The following is a 21,467-nucleotide window of genomic DNA, read 5'->3' on the forward strand; positions in this document are numbered from 1 at the left end:
GCCTGGATGGACGATCCTTGAAGGCGCTTCCGCTTATTGCGGATGCACCATCTTGGTCGGCTCCTCCAGCAGGCTGAACGGATGGCCGTCGCACGACACGTCGGGGTTGGTCGGGCTGAACATCCCGTTCGGATTGTCCTTGAACAGCCAGGCGTGCAGGTCGTAATGGGCGAATTCCTTGGGGATCAGGGGTTCGTGCCCTTCCATCGGTCCCTGGAACGGCTGGCCGAGCACGGTCGGCCGTTCCTTGACCGCGTCCATTGGAACCAGCCACTCGACCGCGACGAGGGTGAGCTTGCCGTCGGCACCCGGTTCGTAGACCAGCACGTTCGGCTTGGTGGGGTCGGGCGGGCCCTTCACCGTCAGATTGACGAAGTGTACGCCCATCGCGCCTTTGGGATACTCCATCCGCCCTTCGATCTTTTCCCCGGTGTAGTGGACGCAGCCGACCGTCGACAGATAGAGGTCGCGCACGGCGACGTAGGGATCCTTGTATTTTTCCAGTGCCTGGCGCGCGGCGTCGAGTTCGGCTTTGCTGGGTTCGGCGGCGCGGGCGTCGTTGATAGTCGGGGCCGCAGCCCATATCAGAGCCAGGGCGACGATGGCGCCACTGGCGAAACCGGCAGACCTCATGGCAGTTCCTCCGCTGATGCATCGTGCAATTGCACGGGGCTGGGAGTTTCGCGCTCTCCGGGAGCGCTGTAAATCAATCGAATGGGGGAGGGCACTAGTCAAATCAGTGGGCCGCCGCAGTCCGATGGCGCGTGCCTGGAGGTGATGGCAAGGCTTTGTGGCGGAATGATTTTCCGCGGCAAGCTGCCTTTTCGTTATGCATATTGCCTGCAGTTTGATCGTCGGCCCTTGAAACTTGTGTAAAGAAATTTTACCATGGGTGAACTGGTGAATTTGTGAGTTTTTGCAACGAGGGATAGCGGCGTGAAAGAAGACCGTTTGTCAGCCGTGATGACTGCCGACGGCAAGAAGGCTGCCGCCGCGATCGCGGCGAAGGCGCAGCCATCGCCGCTTCACCAGGATCCTCATGCCATCCGTGACACGCCCGAGAAGGTGCTGGAGGTGGCGCTCGGCCACGAAGTCCGCTCCTTCCGCAAGAAGCTCGGCATCACCGTGGCCGACCTTGCGGCGATGACCAACATCTCGCTCGGCATGCTGTCCAAGATCGAAAACGGCATCACCTCGCCGTCGCTGACCACGCTGCAGGCGCTGTCGCGGGCGCTGGGCGTGCCGCTGACCGCCTTCTTCCGCCGCTTCGAGGAGGAGCGCAGCGCCGTCTTCGTCAAGTCCGGCGAGGGCGTCGACGTCGAGCGTCGCGGCACCCGCGCCGGGCACCAGTACAACCTGCTCGGCCATATCGGCTCCAACACCGCCGGTGTCGTGGTCGAACCTTATCTGATCACGCTTGCCGGGGATTCGGACGTGTTTCCGATGTTCCAGCATGAGGGCATGGAGTTCCTCTACATGCTGGAGGGCGAGGTCGTTTATCGCCACGGCAGCAACCTCTACCGCATGACGCCGGGCGACAGCCTGTTCTTCGACGCCGATGCCCCGCACGGTCCGGAAGAGCTGACCCAATTGCCGATCCGCTATCTCTCCATCATCTCCTACCCGCAGGGGGCGAGCGGCGACTAGCCTCGGCGGCAGTGGTGTCGAACGAAAAAAGGAGGCGATGACATCGCCTCCTTTTTCGTGGTCGGTGGCCGGGCCTCGGTGAGGCCAGGCCGGATCGATATGTTAGTCCGGGCTGAAGCCGGATGAGGTCGGAGCGCCGTCGTCATATTTCGACAGCCAGTCGACGGTGGTCTGGCGATAACGGGTCAGGCCCTTGTATTCGGCGAGCTCGACCGGCAGGTCGCGCAGCACGCGGTGGAAGCGGCGGGCCCATTTCGGCACCGTTACCAGCTCGTCCATCTTGAGCAGGTAGCAGCGGATCGGGAAGACCAGCGCGTTGGAACGCGGCAGGCGCCAGAAGCTCTGCAGTTCGACGCGGAGATGGACCTTCTGGCCGACATTCTCAGGCGTCACCGTCAGGCGGTCACTGCCCCATTTGTGGAAGTTCTCCGGGCTGGTGTCGAGGCGCGGATTGATCGTCATGGTCCAGTTCAGGCGGCGTGCGGGCTTGCCCTGCTGGATGTTGGTCAGGAATTTCAGGGCGCGGGTGAAGACGCCCATCTCATGCGCCAGCGGCACCGGTGCATGCCATTCGAAGAAGTTCATGCCGATGTCGAAATCGAGCGACCAGTCGGCCTGGGTGGTGACCATGCCGGCGTCCATCCAGAGATTGTTGTCACGCTGGTCGAGGATGGCGAAGTCGCCCTGGCTCTGGCGGGTGATGTACTCCATCGGCCCATAGGGCAGGGTGGAGATGTCGCCAAAGGTGAAGGTGTCGTCGATGCCGAGTGGCCGGTTGATCCAGCGCCAGCGGTCGCCGTCGCGGGTCAGCGTGAAGTGCTCGGGATAGCTCGCGGCCTTCTCGGTCATCAGAAGTTCGAGCAGGTCCCAGCCGGCCAGCGTCATGTGCGGCAGCGACTGGCAGCGCAACGGATCTTCCGCCAGCACCATGGCGCGGTCCTGCATCTCCGAGACATAGTGTTCGTCGACGTCGATCAGGTGCTCGAACACGCTGCCCTTGGGGCCCGGCACATGCGGCTCGATGTTGACCGAGTACATGTAGGCGTCTTCGTGATAGGGGAAGGGAAACCGCTTGATCTGTTCCGGACTGTTCCTGAAGGTAAAATCGTCGCGGAACGTTTCTTTCCTGAAGTTTATTCCCATCAATTCCTCCCTCTTCCAAAGCGCTGGGCGCTCCGGGATGTTCTACCGTTCCAGGACCAGCGAGCGGCCCTCGAAGCGCGAAACGCATGGCATGATCTTCTTGCCCGAGCAGTGCTCCTCATCGCTCAGCCAGTGGTCGTTGTGCTTGAACGTGCCGTCATAGGAGATGACGTTGGTCTCGCACTGGCCGCAGACGCCGCCGCGACAGAGATAGGGCGGGTCGACGCCTGCCGCCTCGATCGCCTCGAGCAGGCTCTGCTGTTCGCCGACCCGGATCTCCAGGCCGCTGACTGCCAGCTTGACGTCGAAGGGCGTGCCCGGCTGCGGTGCGGCGAAGTGCTCGTAATGCACCGAGTCATCCGGCCAGCCATGGGCAGCGGCGGTGTCGCGCACCCATTTGATCATGCCAGCGGGGCCGCAGACATAGATATGCGTGCCGAGCGGCTGGGTGGCGAGCAGGCGGTCGAGCGGGATGCGCTCGTTGTGCTCGTCGTAGTACAGGTTGACCCTGCTGCCGTAGCGTTCGCGCAGCACCTCGGTGTAGCTGCCCAGCGCCTCCGAACGGCAAGTGTAGTGCAGCTCGAAATTGCCGCCCGACGAAGCGAGCTGGGCGGTCTGGGCGAGAAACGGCGTGATGCCGATGCCGCCGGCGATCATCAGGTGCTTCCTGGCGCGCAGGTCCAGCGAGAACAGGTTGACCGGATAGCTGATGACCATTTCGCTGCCGCGCTTGACGCGGTTGTGCATGAACAACGAGCCGCCGCGGCCGACGTCGTCGCGACGCACCGAGATGGTGTAGTCGCGCGTGGCGAGCGGCGAGCTCATCAGCGAATAGGGATTGAGCCTGGTGATGTCGCCGTCGCGCATTTCGACGACGACGTGGGCGCCGCCGGAAAAGGTCGGCAGGTTGCCGCCGTCGGTGCGCTCGAAGTGGAAGCGCTTGACCAGTTCATTGACCGCGACCACTTCGGTCACGGTGACGTTCAGCTTGTTTGTTCCCGCGCTCACCGGAAAATCTCCTCTTTCTGAGGGATCTCGGTCGGATCCTCGGCATTGATGCAGACGCCCTGGAAGGCGGCCAGACGCTTGGAGTAGTGGTCGCGGACGAGCAACAGCAGACCGCAATGCGAGCAGGTAACCGGCTGGGTCGTGACGTTTTCGGTGACGCCCTTGCAGTGCACGCACTGCACGCGGCGCGCCCACGAGCCGCGATGCTCGGTCTGGATCGAGGCCGGGTCGATGCCGGCTTCGATCGCCGCCTGCATCATCTGGCCGATCAGCCCTTCGGTACCGGCGAGATACATGCGCAGGCCCATATGGGCGTTGGCAAGTGTCCAGGTCAGCCGCGGCAATGCCGCCGCGACCGACGGTCCTTCATAATACTGGGCCGGCTTCAGGGCTTTCAGCAAGTCCTGAAAGCTGTTTCCGGTCCGGCCCGGTACGAACATGATGTGGGCGTTGGCGAAGAAGTCCTCTGGAGCCTTCTTCGCCAGGTCCAGGATCGCGGACGCCCCTTCGGCGTCCGCAATCAGAAGGTGGCTCTTGCCGGCCTGCGGTGACAATGTTCCGTAGACCGGGCGACTGAGGATCGTCTTCACCGGTGCACTGTCCAAGGTCTCAGCCCTTCGCCGTCCGCTTCAGCTTCTTCGGGTCGTCAAACGGCAGCGACTGCGCCGTTGCCTTGACGGTTCCGCTGGCGTTGCGGATTTCCAGCGGCGTACCGACGATGGCGCAGTCGACGTCGAGGCGGGCGATGCCCATCGACTTCTTGACCAGCGGCGAATACATCGCGCAGGTCACGACACCGACCTTCTTGCCGTCTCGATAGATCTCAGCGCCTTCGTCAGCCGGCTTGTCGCTGTCGAGCAGCACGCCAAAGATCTTGAAGCGTTCCTTGCCCTTGAGGCGATAGTGCTCTTCGGCGCCGCGGAAGCCGGTCTTGCCGGGGCTGACGGTGAAGTCGAGACCGAGTTCCCACAAGGTGTCGCCAGGGCCTTCGTTCGCGAACGGGTACTTCTGCGAGTTGTCGTACGGGTAAAACAGAAGGTAGCTCTCGACGCGCAGCATGTCGAGCGTGGTGAAGCGCGTCGGGATGATGCCCATCGGCTTGCCTTCGGCAACGATGGTGTCCCAGATCTGGCCCGCGTCCTGGCCGCGGCAGAAAATCTCGTAGCCGCGCTCGCCGGTGTAGCCGGTGCGCGAGATCATCACCGGGAAGCCGAACAGTTGGGTCTGCATGTGGTGGAAGTAGTTGAGGTCCCGGATGCCGGGAACGTGCTTGGCAAGGTAGTCGACGGCGAGTGGGCCCTGCAGCGACAGGTCGTGCAGATTGTCGTCGAAGCGGACCGAGACGTCGCGGCCGATCGATGCGCGGGTCAGTTCCTCATGGCCCGAGCCCGAACCGTGCACGACCATCCAGGAGTTCGGACCCATGCGGTAGATGACGCAGTCGTCGGTGAACTTGCCGGCGTCGTTGAGCATGCAGGCATAGACCGACTTGCCGGGGTAGATCTTCTCGACATTGCGGGTGGTGCACAGGTCAATGACATGCCCTGCGTGGGCGCCGGTGATGTGCACCTTCTTGAGGCCGGAAACATCCATCAGGCCGGCCTTGGTGCGGATCGCCACATACTCCTCGTCGGCGTCCTTGTCATAGCTCCAGGCCGTGCCCATACCGCTCCAGTCTTCCAGTTTGGAACCCAGTGCGCGGTGGCGGTCGGCCAACATCGAAAAACGCCATGAAGCTGTCATTTCAGGTACTCCTCCATATTGTTCCCCGCCCTTGGCCTTGCCTTGAGGCGGTCATTTGTTGAGGGCATTTGAACCCAAATTTGCCTCTAGGGCAATATCCAAGTGCAAGAATTTTTACTGATAGGCAACATTTTGCCTGTCGTTTCTTCCAGGCCTGTACTGCTCAGCAAGCTTGGTTGCGGGCAAAAAAAAGCCTGGCACATGAGGTGCCAGGCCTTGAAAGGGCGCTCCGGGCCTGGGGGACAGGAGGGGTGGATTGGAGCGCCTTGGGAGAGAGGTTTCGCCTCAGAACAGTCCTTCGATCTGGCCCTGTTCGTTGAGGAAGATCTTCTCGGATGACGGTGCCTTGGGCAGGCCGGGCATGGTCATGATCTCACCGCAGATGGCGACGATGAAGCCGGCACCGGCTGCCAGGCGCACTTCGCGCACCGGCACGACATGGTCGACAGGGGCACCCCTGAGGTTCGGGTCGGTCGAGAACGAATACTGCGTCTTGGCCATGCACACCGGCAGGTGGCCGTAGCCGGCCTGTTCCCAGGCATGCAGCTGGTCGCGCACCGACTTGTCGGCGATGGCTTCGGAGCCGCGGTAGATGCGCTTGACGATGGTGTCGATCTTGTCGAACAGCTTCATGTCGTCGGGATAGAGCGGCGAGAACTGCGAGGCGCCGCTTTCGGCCAGCTGCACCACCTTGTGGGCGAGCTCCTCGATGCCGGCCGACCCCTTGGCCCAGTGCTTGCACAGGATCGCTTCCGCACCCATCGAGGCGACATACTCCTTCATCGCTGCGATTTCGGCGTCGGTGTCGGAGACGAAGTGGTTCATCGCCACCACCACAGGCACGCCGAACTGCTTGACGTTCTCGATGTGGCGGCCAAGGTTGGCGCAGCCCTTCTTCACCGCCTCCACATTCTCGTTGTTCTCCAATGTCTGCACCAGGTTCGGCTGCACCGCATCCTTCAGCAGCACCGCCATGGCGCCATCGGCCTTGAGGTCGCGGGCATAGACGGCGGTCTTGTCGCGGCGATAGGCGACGATGATGTCGCCGAGGCGCTTCTCGAGATCTTTCAGATCGGTTGCCAGGCACAGGATCGCCATGACTTCGGAAGCGACGGTGATGTCGAAGCCGGCTTCACGCGGAAAGCCGTTGGCGACGCCGCCGAGCGAGCAGTTGATCTGGCGCAGCGCCCGGTCGTTCATGTCCATCACCCGGCGCCAGACGACGCGGCGGGTGTCGATGCCGAGCTCGTTGCCCCAGTAGATGTGGTTGTCGATCAGCGCCGACAAAAGGTTGTGGGCGGTGGTGATGGCGTGGAAGTCGCCGGTGAAGTGGAGGTTCATATCCTCCATCGGCACGACCTGGGCATAACCGCCGCCGGCAGCACCACCCTTGACGCCGAAGTTCGGCCCGAGCGAGGCTTCACGGATGCAGACGATGGCCTTCTTGCCGATGCGGTTCAAACCGTCGCCGAGGCCGACCGTCGTCGTGGTCTTGCCTTCGCCGGCCGGCGTCGGGTTGATCGCGGTGACCAGGATCAGCTTGCCGTCCTTGTTCTTGCGCGCATTGGCGATGAACTCGGCCGAGATCTTCGCCTTGTCGTGGCCATAAGGCAGCAGATGCTCGGTCGGAATGCCGATCTTGGCACCGACCTCCTGGATCTGCTTCTTCTTCGCCGCACGCGCGATCTCGATGTCGGTCTTGAATTCGGCCATGACTCTCTTCCCTTGAGTTTGGTTCGATTTCCGCGGAGCCTCGGGCTCCCAGATTAAAAACGTGGTGCTGACTGGCCCGCCGAACGGAAGGCCGAGACGACCGTATTGGCCATCAGAAGTGCAATGGTCATCGGCCCGACGCCGCCCGGCACCGGCGTGATGGCGCCGGCCTGCTCGGCGGCGCTGCCGTAGTCGACGTCGCCGACGAGCTTCGACTTGCCATTGAGACCGCCCTCCAGGCGGTTGATGCCGACGTCGATGACGGTGGCGCCCGGCTTCACCCAGTCGCCCTTGATCATTTCAGGACGCCCGACGGCCGCGACGAGGATGTCGGCGCTGCGGCACAACGCCGGCAGGTCCTTGGTGCGGCTATGGGCGACGGTGACGGTGGCGTTGGCATTGAGCAGAAGGTTCGCCATCGGCTTGCCGACGATGTTGGAGCGGCCGACGACGACCGCATTGAGGCCCGACAGGTCACGGCCGAGCGCACGCTCGATCAAAAGCATCGAGCCGGCCGGCGTACAAGGCACAAAGGCGGTGTCGAGCTCACCGGTGCCGAGCTTGCCGACATTGGTGAAATGGAAGCCGTCGACATCCTTGTCGGCCGAGATCGTCTGGATGATCTTGCCGGCGTCGATATGGTCGGGCAGGGGCAGCTGCACGAGGATGCCGTGGATCTTGGGATCGGCGTTGAGCTTCTGCACCAGTGCGACCAGATCGGCTTCCGAGGTATCGGACGGCAGCGCGTGCTCGACCGAGTGGAAGCCGCATTCCTTGGCCTTCTTGCCCTTGGAGGCGACATAGACCTGGCTTGCCGGGTCGTGGCCAACGATGACCACTGCGATACCGGGGACGACACCGGTCTCGGCGATCAGCTTTTCGGCTGCGATCCGGACCTTTGTCACCACATCGGCGGCAACTGCCTTGCCATCGATTACCGTCGTCATGCTGTGCAATTCCTCCCAGGCGCGCGCGTACGATCCTATGGCATGAGCCATCGGTTCCAGCCCCGGATTACACCATCCGGACAGCTTTTTGCGCTGAATTTTCCCGTCTGAATCTATAGCAGCTGACGGGGGTGAAAGTCAACCACAATGCAAAAATCTTTCATGGAAAGAAATATTGGCCCAGCGTGGTTTTGCGCGCTTCCGGAGTGGGCGACGCCGGGGCAAATCGGCGCCAAGCGTGCGGCGGTTGTCGAAATGAATTGCGCAAAAACAAGAAGATAGAGCGGCGATGCGAATCGCTGAAAAGGACGGCAACGCCGCGGCGCGAAATGCAAAAGGCCGGCTTGCGCCGGCCTTCGCAGGTTGAATGTGCGTCAAGCTTCAGAGCACGAAGAACCAGTTGGCGAGAAGCACCACGGCCAGACCGGCGAGCAGCGTCAGGTAGGGCAGGATACCCGCCTTCTTCACGCGCAGGTCGCTCTGCTGCATGCCCAGATCCTCGAGCATGTGCTCGGGGAACTTGCCGCCGTCCTGGATATAGTGGCGGTAGCAGAACACCGGGATGATCAGGGCCGCGGTGAACAGGCCGGCCCAGAGTGCCATCGGATTCCACACCTTGGCGCCGGCGCCCATGAAGATGGCGTTGACGTAGGCAAAAAGGGCACCGACCGTGATCAGCCAGGTCGGCGCGCGCCACGGCCGCTTGATGTGGCCGTTGTCCATGCGATGGATCCAGCCGGAGTTCAGGTTGAGGAAGTTGAAGATGATGTAGCCGCAGTTCGAGACGGCGAGGATGAAGAAGAAGCTCGTCGCATCCGTCGAGGCGATGGCCAGGACGAACAGGTTGGCGATGAGATCGGTCCACATGGCGCGGGTCGGCGCGCCGTGCTCGTTGACGTGGCTGAGGTAACGCGGCAGCCAGCCGTCGACCGAGCCCTGGTAGAGCGTGCGCGACGATCCGGCCATCGCCGTCATGATGGCGAGCAGCAAGGCGAGGATCATCAGCATGACGAGCAGGTTCTTCACCAGCCCGCCACCGCCGACCATGCCGGCAAGTGCATCGGCAACACCGGAACCGTCGACGATCGGCGTCGACAGCATGCCGTTGAGCCCGAGCACGCCCTGGAAGGTGAAGGGCACGATCATGAACAGCAGCATGCAGAGCAGGCCGGAATAGAAGATGGCCTTGAAGGTGTCGGTGGCCGGGTTCTTGAACTCGCGGGTGTAGCAGACGGCGGTTTCGAAGCCGTAGGTCGACCATGCGGCGATGAACATGCCGCCGAGCACCAGCGTCCAGCCAGCGACGTTCCACGCGCCGGGTTCAGGTGCGTAGGCTGCGGCCAGCGGCACGAAGGGCGAGTAGTTGTCCCAGTTGATCTGGCCGGTGAGGATCGGTACCACGCCGACGATCAAAAGCGGCACGATGACCAGCAGGCCGACGACCTTCTGCACGGCAGCAGTGCCGAGAATGCCGCGATGCTGGATCGCGAAGGTCACCAGCATCAGCACGGCGCCGATCCAGAAGGTTGCGTTGAGCGAGAAGCCGACCGGACCGAGCGAGTGGCTATAGAGCGTCCAGGTGCGGATGCCGGGCGTCGCTGCGGCGGTTACCGCTGCAACGGCGTCAGCGGCAGTGGTGCCGACATTTGCCGCCATGTACTGCAGCACCTCCGGCGAGGCTTCGGTGAAGCCGGGGATCGGTGCCAGCGCGTTGAGGATGTAGGCGGCGGCGATCGAACAGCCGAGCGACAGCACCGGTGACCAGGCGAACCAGTTGCACCACACCGACAGCGGCGCGACGAACTTGGAATAACGCAACCATGCGGTGGCGCCATAGACCGAGGCGCCACCCGACTTGTTTGGGAACAGGCCGGCGATCTCGGCATAGGTGAAGGACTGGATGAAGCCCATCAGCATGGAGCAGATCCAGATCGCAAAAGCGATGTTGCCGGCGGTACCGGCAATGCCGCCGATCGAGAACAGGACAAGAGGCGGCACGCCGCTGGCAACCCAGAAGGCGCCTCGCCAGTCGATTGTCCTGTGAAGCTGGCCGGCGGAATCCGCCGGACTGATGTCCGTAACAGCGCTCATTGGTCAAATTCCCCATTGATTAGGATGCCCGTCGCCCAAGCCCGGCTTTCCCGGTTTTCAAGGTGCGGCGGCAGTTTCCGCTTAGGCTTCTTTTTTTCCTCAAAGTGAAGTTTGTCCGAATTCGAGGCGCCGTCAAGCTATTTTGTCGCAGCACTGGACCAATCTTCACAACTGGTACCCCCGGTTGGAAAATTGGGCAGACGATGATGCCTCTCTGGACAGCGGCGGCCTACCCGAACGGGTGGGTAAGCAGGCTTGGCGCCATTTGCCGGCTTGTGGAGGCCAGTTCGGCAGTAAAAATGCCGCATCCACTGGAATGAAAAAATCATTCATGATATGAATTGCGTTCACAGGGTCGATCCGGGCAGGACCGGAGAGGAGCGACCCAGCGCAGGAGACGTCGGCAAGAGGTGCGTGCACGAACATAGGCGGGAGGAACATGAACGCCGAATGGAAGGGTCAGCGCCATGGCATCGGGATAGAGGTGGTGCCGGTGGTGAAGGAAAACAGCTTCAGGGTTCTGATAGCCGAGCGCAATCCGCTCGTCATCGCAGCCCTTGGCGACATGCTTTCGCGCGACAGCCGCTTCGAGCTGGCCGAGAGCGTGCAGACCGGCAGGGCTTTTCTCGAGGCGGCCTCAACTGCTGCCCCACAGTTCGATATCGCGGTGCTGGGCTGGCGGCTGCAGGACATGGATTCCGGCGAAGTGCTGGCCGAAATGCAGCGCCGCGGCCTTCATGCCCGTGTGGTGATCTTCTCCAACGACCACGACATCTCGATCCTCAAGCAATGCGTGCGCCTTGGCGTGCAGGGCTTCTGCTATCAGTTCGACGATCCGGCGATCCTGTTCGACACGCTCGTCGCCGTCGCCCACGGCCGCATCTGCATTCCCTACATGGACGTGTCCAAGATCAACGACACGCCGCTGTCGCGGCTGACCGCACGCGAGCGCGAGCTTCTGTCGGTGCTGGCTGACGGCTGGACAAACCTGCAGATCGCTGCGCGCACCGGAATCTCGGAAAATACGGTCAAGTACCACCTCAAGAATCTCTACGACAAGCTCGACGTCCGCAATCGCGCGATGGCGGTGGCGCTCTACGCCAGCGAGAAGAACCGCGGGCCGCATCTGAGTTCGCAGTAAACACCGGCTGCGGATGAACTGTGCCCTGCGGGCCGTCTCATCTGCTTCGCCTTCCGCGGGCGCAACCGCCTCAACGCCTGGCTACACCCTCTTCGACAAGTTCAGAGCCAACTGCGCCCTCCTGTGAGGGAGCGGAAACGCCTGCTGTTTGGGATTGCAAGCCACCGGAACAGGCCTCCTCACCACCTTGAAAGGAGGCTGGGAATGAGGCTGCGCTGGTCGAAGATGCGTGGAAAGGGGCGCGGGGATCGGTGTGGATGACCTACCCGCTGCGGCGCTCATCTGGAGGCGAGCAGACGGCAGTCCAACATGCGTGCGGTGCAACTCTTTTGTTGCGCTCTCAGCCGTAAAGACACGCAAAAGGGATGCCGCCCCGGTAGGGGCGGCGTTTCATGTCGGGGAATTCTCGCGGCCCTGTTGGGCCGGCCTTCACTCCGCCGCTTCGGCGGTGCGCAGGTAGGATTCCAGCGAGTCGTCGAGCGCGTCCTTCCACGGCGTGTGGTGGGCCGGCGCCATGGTGCCTGTTATGACCGACTTGTAGGAGTGGTTGCGGAATTCCATGATGCCCTTCTTCTTGTGTTCCTTCCACTCGAAGAAGGCCTCGTTGGCGCCGTCGACGTCGAAGCTCGGATAGTCGGTCTCGGCGATCAACTCCTTGACGTATTCGCCCTGGTATTCGATCGCGTCATGCGAGTCCTTGCCAGCATCTTCGCCGGCAACGCGTTCCTGAACATCGTCGAGCAGCGCCTGCTTGCTGTCGGGCAGCTTGATGCGGCCGAGGATGACGTCGCGTGCCCACCATGCCTGGGCGTCGAACATGTTGAAGGTGAACCACTGGTCCTGCATGCCGAGATAGAACATCGCCGGGTTGTGGACATAAGCGACACCCTTGTAGAGGTCGGCGGTCGCAAGGCGGTTGGCGGTCTTGAGGCGCAGGTCGTCGGGCAGGAACGGGAAGTGGTGCTTGTAGCCGGTGCACAGGATGATGGCGTCGATCTTCTTGGTCGAGCCGTCCTTGAAGGTCGCGGTGTTGATCTCGACCTTTTCCAGCAGCGGCCGCTCTTCCCAGTTGTCGGGCCATTTGAAGCCCATCGGCGCGGTGCGGTAGCAGTTGGTGATCGACTTGGCGCCGTACTTCCAGCACTGCGAGCCGATGTCTTCAGCCGAATAGCTAGTGCCGACGATCAGGATGTCCTTGCCGGCGAATTCGCGGGCGTCACGGAAGTCGTGGGCGTGCAGGATGCGGCCGTTGAACCGGTCGAAGCCGGGGAATTCAGGAACGTTCGGAGTAGAGAAGTGGCCCGAGGCGACGATGACGTGGTCGAACTCCTCGGAGTAGCAGTGGTCCTTGGGCAGGTCCTGGACGGTGACGGTGAATTTCTTGGTCTCCTTGTCCCAGGTGACCATGCGGACGGCTGTCTCGAAGCGGATCCACTTGCGGACGCCGGCCTTCTTCACGCGGCCCTCGATGTAGTCGAACAGCACGGCGCGTGGCGGGTAGGAGGCGATCTGCTTGCCGAAATGCTCCTCGAAGGAATAGTCGGCGAATTCCAGGCCCTCCTTGGGGCCGTTGGACCAGAGATAGCGGTACATCGAACCATGAACCGGCTCGCCATACTGGTCGAGGCCGGTGCGCCAGGTGTAGTTCCACAGACCGCCCCAGTTGGCCTGCTTCTCGAAGCAGACGATTTCCGGGATGTCCGCGCCTTTCGCCGCGGCCGACTGGAATGCCCTCAACTGCGCCAGTCCAGATGGTCCGGCACCGATCACGGCGACACGCTTGGCTGTCATGGTTTCCTCCTTTTGGTATAGACCAAATTTCGTTATTGGTTCCTCTGGTTCAGTTATGTTGCCTGCCATTATACCAATTTGTCAACGGCGTGTTTCCTGTGAGGAAGGAAAATTTCGCTAAGATAGGGTGAAACGCCCGATTTTTGGTGGTATTCACAGCCATGACGAACTCCAGCTTTGCCCATCGACTCGCCGTTTCCAGCGTCCTGCCGCGGCTTTCCGTCGGCATGCCGGACGCGGTGAACATTGGATTCCTCGGACCGCTCAGCGGTCAAGTGGAGTCTTGGGGGCGGCCCGGATTGCATGGCTGCCGGATCTGGGAGGACTGGCTCAACCGGACCGGCGGGCTCTTGATCAACGGCCGCCGCTATCCGATCCGGATCGTCGAGTTCGATTGCGGCTATGATGCCGGCCGGGCTCTGGAGGGCGCGCGTCAACTGATCGAGCGGCATGACGTCAAGCTCTTGATGATGCTGGGCGGCGATACGATGGCCGAGATCAGGGATTATCTGAGCCAGCGCAAGGTCCTGACCTCGACCCTTTTGCCGAGCGACCTGTCGCCCGATACGCCATATCTGATCGCGCCCAGCGAACTGCACCCGATCTTCAACGTGACAGGGGTGGAGTGGCTAGCGCAGGCGAGGCCGGAACTGCGGACGGTGGCACTCTGCAGCCAGACTGACGCGCTCGGCCTGCCGTCGCTTGCCACCTATCGCGCCGCCTTCAAGGCAGCCAAGCTCGGGATCGCCAAGGAAATCCAGTACGATCCCGACGCCACTGACGCGGCCGAAATCGTGCAGCCGATGCTGGAGTCGGGTGCCGACATCCTGTGCTGGTGCACCAGCTACACGCCGATGGTCCATGCGATGACCGAATATGCGTTTGCGCAGGGCTTCAAGGGCCAGATCATATCCTGCACGCTGGACTATTACGACCAGCTCGTCGCCCGGACGTCGGTCGAATTCATGGAAGGTTTCGTCTTCCAGTTTCCCGACTTCGATGACGAGAAGCTGAACGACAAGACCTTCTTCTTCAACCAGCCGAAGGGCTTTTTCGACGAGTACAACAGCCGCTTCCCGGGTACCTGGACCGCGGTGAGCTGGGAATATGTCGCCATCCTCGACATCTGGCATGCCGCGGTCGAAAAATCGAACAGCGTCAACCCGGCATCCGTGCTGGCGGCGATGAAGCAGCTCGGCCACGTCACGCACGCTTTCGGCCCGGCGCACTGGTGGGGCGAGAGCATGTTCGGTATCGACAACGCGCTTGTTGGCGACTGGCCGGTGGTGACGCTGAAGAACGGCAAGGCCAAGATCGCTGCCTTTGGCTCGATCCCGCGCTGGCTGAAGCGCCATGGCGCACTGCTCAAGCAGGAGATGTCGGATCTCGGCCAGCTTTGGGACCAGCGCCTGCGTGAGAGCGGCAACGGCACCGCCCTGCAGGCTAGGACGCCGGAATCAGTCCTGCAGAAGTAGTTTCTGCTCCTCGACCAAGTGCAGCTTGATGAATTCGACGGCACGCTCGACGTCGCGGGAGGCGATCGCGTTGAACAGCGCGTTGTAGCGCTGCTGGTACTCAAGAATCCGCTTCGGTGACAGGTGCCGGCGCAGCTGCGTCGTGCGGAAACTCACCCGGCAGGCCTCAATCGCCAGATTGTAGCAGGATGCCAGCAAGGGGTTGTGCGTACCCTCGGCGATCTTGCGGTAGATCTCCTCTTCGCATTTGACGAATGCGGCGACGTCGGTCTGCACGTTTTCGATCTGCGACGTCAGCTGTTCGAGGTCCCAGACCTCGCGCGGGGTCATGTTGATGACGGCCAGGCGGACCATTTCGGGTTCGAGGATGCCGCGCACGACGAGATGGTCGAGCGGGCTGGTTTCCAGCGCCACCGAGCTCTCCGCCCTTTCCGGCACTTCTTCCGAGCGGTAGGTGACGAAACTGCCGCTGCCTGGCCGCCGCTTAATGACCTTGCGGTCTTCCAGCACATCAAGCGCCTCGCGCACGGTGTTGCGGGCAACCCCCATCTCCGAGGCCAGTGCCCGTTCCGAGGGAAGGCGTGTGTCGAGCGGGTATTCCTCTGACCTGATCTTGGCAAACAGCCGGTCGAGCACGGTCTGCACCGTCGCTCCCACCGAATAGGAGGCGATGATTTGCGATGTGAGTTGACCGTTTTCAACCTTCATTGCGCGACCTTGCATGTCAGTCCTGCCTTGTGGCCACGACGCGGGACGAATCCCAGCGCAGCGTAGACCAATTTTGAAATATTTATCGAATCTGGTCCAGTCCACGCTTGAACGGGCCGGGACAATCGCGTGGCGGACGGCTGATCGGCGCTCCCCGATACACCGCAAGACTGCCTGGCGCATGGTCACCTCTCCGCATTTTTGATTACTGTGATGAAACGAAGCCTTGCGGCAGCGGCAAAATTGAGTATTCTTCTGGCTCAAATAATTTTACACACAGGCAAGATTTGAACGAGGTGGCGATGACGATTTCAGTCTACCCCGAAATTGTGGCCGGCCCACCGCGTCCGAGCCTGGTTGTGCAGCCTGGCCTGCTGGTGCCTGGCATGGAGCGCTATCACGTGCCGGGTGGCGGTGCGGTGCTGATCGACATCGAAGCCGGCGATAAGGTTTCGGTGCGCAATCTCGAGGGCGGGCAGGCATGTGAACTGGTGGCGTTTGATGCTGCCGGACGTGCCGATGCGGGCATGCTGTCGACACGCTCGAACAGCGATGCGTCGGGGCTGAAGGCGCTGCTCGTCGATGGCGACGAGAGCTTGCAGAAGTTTCGGCTTGGCCTCGCCCGCCGCAAGCTCGAGCTTGGCCGGGTCGAGGCGGTGCGCTTCTTCGATGGTGCGACCGCTGCCGGGGTCGAGGAGCGTTTTGTCGTCTCGCGGCCGGGCTCGCTGGTGATTGCCGCACCCGGGGCGCCGATGTCGGTCGACAGCCAGGACACGACGACGCCTCTGGTGGTGATGGTCAAGCGGGCCAAGGTCCGTGCCGTGTCAGGCGGCTTCGAGCTGCCCGATCCGCTCGCCGATCCGGTGCTCGATGTCAGGGTCAAGTCGAAGACGGCGGAGAGCTATTTCGTCAAGGCCGGCGACTACATCCAGATCATCGACGTCGATGGCCGCCAATGCACCGACTTCCAGTGCTTTTCCGCCCGCAAGCTCGACAAGGGCAGGGACCTCGCCCTCGACGTCACCGCCACCCGCTCGCTGATGGGCCACGCCTATCCGATGCCCGGCCTGCATGCCAAATATTTCGATCAGGATTTCGAGCCGCTTGTCGAGGTCGTGCAGGACACCTGCGGCCGGCATGATGCCTTTGCGCTCGCCTGCTATGCCAAATATTACGACGACATCGGTTATCCCGGCCACATCAACTGCTCGGAGAACTTCAACGGCGCACTTGTGCCGCATGGCGTCAATGCCCGTGCCGGCTGGATGGCGGTCAACTTCTTCTTCAACACCGGCATCGACGCCCATGGCGTGATGTTCTCGGACGAACCCTGGTCGCGACCGGGCGACTATGTGCTGCTGAGAGCGCTGACCGACATCGTCTGCGTCTCCTCCGCCTGTCCCGACGACACCACGCCGGCCAATGGCTGGAACCTCACCGACATCCACGTCCGGACCTATTCCGGCTCCAACACATTCCAGCGCGCGATCGCCCGACGCACGACCCCGGAGGCAGAACCCAAGATGACCCGCGAGACCGGCTTCCACGCAAGCTTTGCCAAGCACACCCGCAACTTCATCGAATACAAGGGCTTCTGGCTGCCGCAGGAATTCGCCAAGGAGGGCGCCATCGCCGAATACTGGGCCTGCCGTGAGAAGGCGGTGGTGATGGATCTCAGTGCCCTGCGCAAGTTCGAGGTCACCGGCCCTGATGCCGAAGCCCTGATGCAGTACACGCTGACCCGCGACGTCAAGAAGCTCGGTGTCGGTCAGGTCGTCTACACCGCCATGTGCTACGAGCATGGCGGCATGGTCGACGACGGCACGCTGCTGCGTCTGGGCAAGGACAATTTCCGCTGGATCTGCGGCGATGACTATTCCGGCGTCTGGCTGCGCGAGCAGGCGGAGAAACTCGGCCTCAAGGTGCTGGTCCGCTCCTCGACCGACCAGATGCACAACATCGCCGTCCAGGGCCCGAACAGCCGCGACATCCTGAAGGAGATCGTCTGGACGCCGCCGCACCAGCCGGCGCTCAGTGAACTCGAATGGTTCCGCTTCACCATCGGCCGCATCGGCGATGCACAGGGTGTCCCTGTGGTGGTGTCGCGCACGGGCTACACCGGCGAGCTCGGTTACGAGGTCTGGTGCCATCCGCGCGATGCCGAGACCGTCTTCGACGCGGTGTGGGCAGCGGGCCAGCCGCATGGGCTGAAGCCGATGGGCTTTGCAGCACTCGACATGGTGCGCATCGAGGCCGGGCTGATCTTTGCCAATTACGAGTTCTCCGACCAGACCGACCCGTTTGAAGCAGGCATCGGCTTCACCGTGCCCTTGAAGACCAAGACCGACGACTTCATCGGCCGCGAGGCGCTGATCCGGCGCAAGGACAACCCGATCCACAAGCTTGTCGGCCTCGACATCGACGCCAATGTCGCTGTCGGCCATGGCGACTGCGTCCATATCGGCCGCGCCCAGATCGGCATCGTCACCTCGTCGATGCGCTCGCCGATCCTCGGCAAGAACATCGCACTCGCTCGCATCGAGGCAGCACATGCCGAGATCGGCACCGAGGTCGAAGTCGGCAAGCTCGACGGCCAGCAAAAGCGCCTGCCGGCCAGGATCGTGCCGTTCGCCCATTACGATCCCAAGAAGGAACGGCCGAGGTCGTAAGGCAGCCGCGCCGCACCTTCACCACATCACCTTCGACAACGCAAAAGCCCCGCAACAGCGGGGCTTTCTGTTGGTAGCGGCGGCCGATTTGGCCTATTCAGGTTCAGGGATGGCTCTGGGGAGGGGCGTCGTGGACATATTTGCCTGGTCGCCGCTGATCATGACGCTGCCCTTCATCCTTGTCGGGGGTATCGCCTTCTTCCTGGGTGCGGCGTTCCTTGCGGTTTTCGCCCGGCAGGCGGCCGACAATCCGCTGACCATGCCGGTCGCTGCCTTCGTCGGCACCATCACCACGGCGTGGGCGCTGTCGCTGGGCTTCACCGCCGCCGACGTCTGGTCGGTCAATTCCCGTGCCAGCCAGGTGGCGAGCGCGGAGCGATCCTCGCTGATGCGGCTGGCCGGCATGGCAAAGCCCGAAGCGCTTGCCTCGGCCGAGCTCATGGCAGGGCTCAAGGCCTACAAGGATGCTGTCGTTCAGATGGAATGGCAGAATGCGAACCGATCGCCCGAGCCTGTTGTCGAGCAGGCCCTGCAGGGCATCCGCCTTGCCATGATCGACCTGGCGAAGGCGGGTCATCCCGATCCGATCATCAGCCAGATGGTGCAGGATCTCGACGAGTTGCAGGATGCCCGAAATTCACGTCTCGCCATCGGCACGAGCTCGGTCAACCAGCTCAAATGGTATCTGGTGCTGTTCCTGACGATGTTGTCGGCGATCGTCGTCGGCGCTGTCCACGCCGACAGGCCGCATGCCGGCAGGAAGGCGATCCTGATCTTTGCCGTCACCGCTGGCGTCAGCCTGTGGATCCTCGCGCTGCACGCCAACCCCTATGTCGGCGTTGCGCAGGTGACGTTGGGCGAGGTCCGGCTGTAGCGCAATTCCAGGGAAAACCGTATGGCGGTTTTCCGTCCTGGATTGCGCAAAGACGACAACTTGATCGGCCGGGCGTCAGCGCTTGCCGCGCACCGGCTCGGACGTCAGGCTGGCATAAGCAAGGGCCACGGCGAAGAAGCCGAAGGCGGAAAGCACGGCGGCAACGACGATGATGGTTTCGGTCGGCATGTCATTTCTCCTGTCTGGACATGTCCTGATTTGAACCGATAGCCGGGACGCCGCCTTGATCTGGATCAACGGACCGAACCGGCCGCTTGCGGCCGGGGCAATTGCAGGAAAAGTGTGCGGCGGACTTTTGTCTGGATGCGCGTCAGAACGCTAAGCGACGTGGATCGCCTCCGTCCGCTGCGCTCCTGTGCTGTGGGTCTCCAGCCACGCCTCCGCCTGAGTGCTCGGCATCGGGAAGGCGATGCCATAGCCCTGTACGGCAGGGCAGCCGAGGTCGTGGAGCCAGGACAGCTCGACGTCGGTCTCCGCACCCTCGGCGACGATCGAGATGCCCAGGCCACACGCCAGCTCGATGATCGCCTTGACGATCTTGGTGTTGGCCGGGTTCTTGTCGATGTCGCGGACGAAACGGCGGTCGATCTTCAGCCTGTCGACCTCGTTGGCGCTGATATGGGCGAGCGAAGCGTAGCCGGTGCCGAAGTCGTCCAACTCCAGCCGAATGCCGGCCTTGCGCAGGCGCTTCAGCGTCAGCCCGATGCCGGTGTTCTCGTCGTCGAGCATCACCGTTTCGACGATTTCGAGCGCCACCAGCCGTGTCGGCAGCCCTTCCTGCTTGAGCAGGTCGAGCAGGTGGCCGGCGAAATCCGCCTCGCGCAGCTCCTGCGCCGAAACATTGAGCGACAGCCGGCCGAAGTCGATGCCGGCGCGATGCCATTCGGCACCGGTCGCAATCGCCTTGGCAAAGACGATGCGGCCGAGTGCCGGCATCAGCCCGGCCTTTTCCGCCACTGGCAGAAACTCGCCTGGAGACACGTTCCTGCCCGCCATTTCCCACCGCACCAGCGCCTCGACACCGATGACCTTGCCGCCCTGCAGCGAAACCTGGGGCTGGTAGTGAACGGTGAAGGCCTGGCTTGCGATGGCCTCGCGCAGCTCGCGTTCGAGATTGGCCTTCTCCTCGAACTTGTCGCGCAGGGTCGTTGCGAAAAGCTGGTAGCCGCCACGCCCCTCGGCCTTGGCGAGATAGAGCGCCAGGTCCGCATTGACGATCAGGTCGCCGACCGTGCCATTGCCGCCTTGGTACAGCGCGATGCCGGCGCTGGCGCTCGGCTTCAGTGACGTCCCGGCGAATTCCAGCGGCTGCTTGAGCCCGGCGACGATGCGCTCCGCCACGTCGACGGCGTCCGCTTCGGAGCCGACGTCGTTGAGGATGACGGTGAACTCGTCGCCGCCGAGGCGCACGCACACATCCGAATCGCGCACGGCGGTGACAAGACGCATCGCCGTCTCGATCAGCACGGCATCGCCCGCGGCATGGCCCATCGTGTCGTTGATGGTCTTGAAGTGGTCGAGGTCGAGATGGATGACAGCCATCATCTCGCCCTTGCGCTTGGCGGTGGCAAGCGCCGTTTCCATGTAGTCGTTGAGGAAGGCCCTGTTGTAGAGGCCGGTCAGCGCATCGTGGTTGGCGGCGAAGTTCATCTGGTCGCGCGCCTTGAGCAGTTCGCTGGTGCAGGACACCACCCGGCGCACCAGCGGCCGGAAGATCAGGATGGCCTCGGCCAGGAGCAGAAGCAATGTGAGCAGGAAGACGGTCAGGTGGATCTTCTCGACGGCAGCACCCTTCTCGGCCGCCTCGGATGAAAACAGCCGGGTCAGCGTCTCGTATTCGCGGCGGACCTTTTCGGAGACATAGAGCCTGAGCGCGCTGAAATGGGCCACGGCGTCGTCAGGCATCGGTGCCGAGACCGAGGTGGGAAGCATGTCGAGGAACGAGTTGACGGTGTGGGCGAGGATCCGCGTCGACGCGTCGATCTGGCCGGGGGCCTCGTCGAACAGCTTGGTCGCCTCTTCGGACAGTGCCAGCCGGTACAGCGGCGACTGCGGGTCGGGCGAGCCGTCGCGCAGCAGCTTCTCGTTGGCGAGGAAGGCGGCCAGGGTCGCTGTCAGGTTCTGGCGCGCCTGTGTGCGTAGCCACTGCGCTTCGGCGGTATAGGCCTCGGTCGCGGTCAGGAGGATGCGCTGAGACAGCAATTGCTGCCGCGATCCGAGCTCGATCAGCGCTGTCTTCTGGATGTTGGCCGAAATGACCGAGCTGAGCAGGAAGAAGCTGGCGGTGGCCAGCGAGCCGATCAGAATCAGCGCCGCGACATAAGACGCCTTGGTCTTGTGCATCAGCCCATGCGCGAGTTTCCGGTGCTCCGATCCGGGCTCGGCCCAGTCGCGTTGCGACGTCTCCATCCCGCTTCCTCCTCAAGAAGTTCCCCCGGGTGGTGAAATTGCAGATGAATGATGAATCCGATGTAAATCTGATGGTTGCCAAGATGT

General features: G+C 62.5%; 16 protein-coding genes. 5 read left to right on the plus strand and 11 right to left on the minus strand.

Features of this window, described 5'->3' with window-relative positions; translation table 11 throughout:
* Positions 1 to 33: 33 nt before the first annotated feature.
* On the minus strand, positions 34 to 633 hold the full coding sequence (locus Amn_RS04920) for a hypothetical protein (protein WP_154387142.1): 600 nt from the start codon (positions 631 to 633) through the stop codon (positions 34 to 36).
* Between the two features lie 330 nt (positions 634 to 963).
* On the opposite strand from Amn_RS04920, the gene Amn_RS04925 reads away from it, so the two are divergent.
* Positions 964 to 1,647 carry a helix-turn-helix domain-containing protein gene (locus Amn_RS04925; RefSeq protein ID WP_067967077.1) on the plus strand — a complete coding sequence of 228 codons (684 nt, stop codon included), beginning with the start codon at positions 964 to 966 and terminating at the stop codon, positions 1,645 to 1,647.
* Between the two features lie 102 nt (positions 1,648 to 1,749).
* Here Amn_RS04925 and Amn_RS04930 read toward each other — a convergent pair whose 3' ends face one another.
* The 7 genes from Amn_RS04930 to Amn_RS04960 all read right to left on the minus strand — a co-directional run bounded on the left by Amn_RS04930 (position 1,750) and on the right by Amn_RS04960 (position 10,292).
* Positions 1,750 to 2,790 carry a heme-dependent oxidative N-demethylase family protein gene (locus Amn_RS04930; protein WP_067965351.1) on the minus strand — a complete coding sequence of 347 codons (1,041 nt, stop codon included), beginning with the start codon at positions 2,788 to 2,790 and terminating at the stop codon, positions 1,750 to 1,752.
* A gap of 42 nt (positions 2,791 to 2,832) precedes the next feature.
* Positions 2,833 to 3,798, minus strand: coding sequence for a PDR/VanB family oxidoreductase (locus tag Amn_RS04935; protein WP_067965350.1), 966 nt, complete (start codon positions 3,796 to 3,798; stop codon positions 2,833 to 2,835).
* Positions 3,795 to 4,388: a dimethylamine monooxygenase subunit DmmA family protein gene (locus Amn_RS04940; RefSeq protein ID WP_286294969.1), complete on the minus strand. Its 594-nt coding sequence runs from the start codon at positions 4,386 to 4,388 to the stop codon at positions 3,795 to 3,797. The genes Amn_RS04935 and Amn_RS04940 overlap by 4 nt, the downstream gene beginning before the upstream one ends.
* A gap of 19 nt (positions 4,389 to 4,407) precedes the next feature.
* Positions 4,408 to 5,541, minus strand: coding sequence for an aminomethyl transferase family protein (locus Amn_RS04945; protein ID WP_067965348.1), 1,134 nt, complete (start codon positions 5,539 to 5,541; stop codon positions 4,408 to 4,410).
* A gap of 285 nt (positions 5,542 to 5,826) precedes the next feature.
* On the minus strand, positions 5,827 to 7,254 hold the full coding sequence (locus Amn_RS04950; protein ID WP_286294971.1) for a formate--tetrahydrofolate ligase: 1,428 nt from the start codon (positions 7,252 to 7,254) through the stop codon (positions 5,827 to 5,829).
* A gap of 53 nt (positions 7,255 to 7,307) precedes the next feature.
* A complete protein-coding gene (locus Amn_RS04955) occupies positions 7,308 to 8,201 on the minus strand; it encodes a bifunctional methylenetetrahydrofolate dehydrogenase/methenyltetrahydrofolate cyclohydrolase (RefSeq protein ID WP_067965343.1) in 894 nt (297 codons plus the stop codon).
* A 381-nt stretch (positions 8,202 to 8,582) separates the two neighbouring features.
* Complete coding sequence (locus Amn_RS04960) at positions 8,583 to 10,292, minus strand: trimethylamine N-oxide permease (RefSeq protein WP_154387581.1); 1,710 nt, start codon at positions 10,290 to 10,292, stop codon at positions 8,583 to 8,585.
* Positions 10,293 to 10,731: 439 nt separating this feature from the next.
* Here Amn_RS04960 and Amn_RS04965 point away from each other — a divergent pair, with 439 nt between their 5' ends.
* A complete protein-coding gene (locus Amn_RS04965; RefSeq protein WP_154387582.1) occupies positions 10,732 to 11,433 on the plus strand; it encodes a response regulator transcription factor in 702 nt (233 codons plus the stop codon).
* Between the two features lie 429 nt (positions 11,434 to 11,862).
* On the opposite strand, the gene Amn_RS04970 is transcribed toward Amn_RS04965, so the two are convergent.
* The gene (locus tag Amn_RS04970) at positions 11,863 to 13,224 is read right to left on the minus strand and encodes a trimethylamine monooxygenase (RefSeq protein WP_154387583.1); all 1,362 of its coding nucleotides are present in this window, start codon (positions 13,222 to 13,224) and stop codon (positions 11,863 to 11,865) included.
* Positions 13,225 to 13,523: 299 nt separating this feature from the next.
* Between Amn_RS04970 and Amn_RS04975 the strand changes: the two genes are divergently transcribed.
* Positions 13,524 to 14,699 carry an ABC transporter substrate-binding protein gene (locus Amn_RS04975; RefSeq protein ID WP_286294973.1) on the plus strand — a complete coding sequence of 392 codons (1,176 nt, stop codon included), beginning with the start codon at positions 13,524 to 13,526 and terminating at the stop codon, positions 14,697 to 14,699.
* Here Amn_RS04975 and Amn_RS04980 read toward each other — a convergent pair.
* The gene (locus Amn_RS04980; protein ID WP_286294974.1) at positions 14,682 to 15,407 is read right to left on the minus strand and encodes a FadR/GntR family transcriptional regulator; all 726 of its coding nucleotides are present in this window, start codon (positions 15,405 to 15,407) and stop codon (positions 14,682 to 14,684) included. The two genes, Amn_RS04975 and Amn_RS04980, sit on opposite strands and share 18 nt — an antisense overlap.
* A gap of 302 nt (positions 15,408 to 15,709) precedes the next feature.
* On the opposite strand from Amn_RS04980, the gene Amn_RS04985 reads away from it, so the two are divergent.
* Together Amn_RS04985 and Amn_RS04990 are read left to right on the plus strand one after the other, a co-directional pair.
* Positions 15,710 to 18,076, plus strand: coding sequence for a trimethylamine N-oxide demethylase (locus tag Amn_RS04985; protein ID WP_286294975.1), 2,367 nt, complete (start codon positions 15,710 to 15,712; stop codon positions 18,074 to 18,076).
* Positions 18,077 to 18,206: 130 nt separating this feature from the next.
* Positions 18,207 to 18,950 (plus strand): bestrophin-like domain, encoded by a 744-nt coding sequence (locus Amn_RS04990; protein WP_286294976.1) that lies wholly within the window; start codon positions 18,207 to 18,209, stop codon positions 18,948 to 18,950.
* Positions 18,951 to 19,289: 339 nt separating this feature from the next.
* Here Amn_RS04990 and Amn_RS04995 read toward each other — a convergent pair whose 3' ends face one another.
* Positions 19,290 to 21,380, minus strand: coding sequence for a putative bifunctional diguanylate cyclase/phosphodiesterase (locus Amn_RS04995; RefSeq protein WP_286294978.1), 2,091 nt, complete (start codon positions 21,378 to 21,380; stop codon positions 19,290 to 19,292).
* Positions 21,381 to 21,467 lie beyond the last annotated feature (87 nt).

The organism is Aminobacter sp. Y103A, from assembly GCF_030294925.1.
Lineage (GTDB): Bacteria > Pseudomonadota > Alphaproteobacteria > Rhizobiales > Rhizobiaceae > Aminobacter > Aminobacter ciceronei.

Excerpts from the sequence above, each read along its gene's own strand:
- Amn_RS04920 (WP_154387142.1), bottom strand. The coding sequence starts at position 633 with ATGAGGTCTGCCGGTTTCGCCAGTGGCGCCATCGTCGCCCTGGCTCTG.
- Amn_RS04925 (WP_067967077.1), top strand. The coding sequence starts at position 964 with ATGACTGCCGACGGCAAGAAGGCTGCCGCCGCGATCGCGGCGAAGGCG.
- Amn_RS04930 (WP_067965351.1), bottom strand. The coding sequence starts at position 2,790 with ATGGGAATAAACTTCAGGAAAGAAACGTTCCGCGACGATTTTACCTTC.
- Amn_RS04945 (WP_067965348.1), bottom strand. The coding sequence starts at position 5,541 with ATGACAGCTTCATGGCGTTTTTCGATGTTGGCCGACCGCCACCGCGCA.
- Amn_RS04950 (WP_286294971.1), bottom strand. The coding sequence starts at position 7,254 with ATGGCCGAATTCAAGACCGACATCGAGATCGCGCGTGCGGCGAAGAAG.
- Amn_RS04955 (WP_067965343.1), bottom strand. The coding sequence starts at position 8,201 with ATGACGACGGTAATCGATGGCAAGGCAGTTGCCGCCGATGTGGTGACA.
- Amn_RS04960 (WP_154387581.1), bottom strand. The coding sequence starts at position 10,292 with ATGAGCGCTGTTACGGACATCAGTCCGGCGGATTCCGCCGGCCAGCTT.
- Amn_RS04965 (WP_154387582.1), top strand. The coding sequence starts at position 10,732 with ATGAACGCCGAATGGAAGGGTCAGCGCCATGGCATCGGGATAGAGGTG.
- Amn_RS04970 (WP_154387583.1), bottom strand. The coding sequence starts at position 13,224 with ATGACAGCCAAGCGTGTCGCCGTGATCGGTGCCGGACCATCTGGACTG.
- Amn_RS04980 (WP_286294974.1), bottom strand. The coding sequence starts at position 15,407 with ATGAAGGTTGAAAACGGTCAACTCACATCGCAAATCATCGCCTCCTAT.
- Amn_RS04985 (WP_286294975.1), top strand. The coding sequence starts at position 15,710 with ATGACGATTTCAGTCTACCCCGAAATTGTGGCCGGCCCACCGCGTCCG.
- Amn_RS04995 (WP_286294978.1), bottom strand. The coding sequence starts at position 21,380 with ATGGAGACGTCGCAACGCGACTGGGCCGAGCCCGGATCGGAGCACCGG.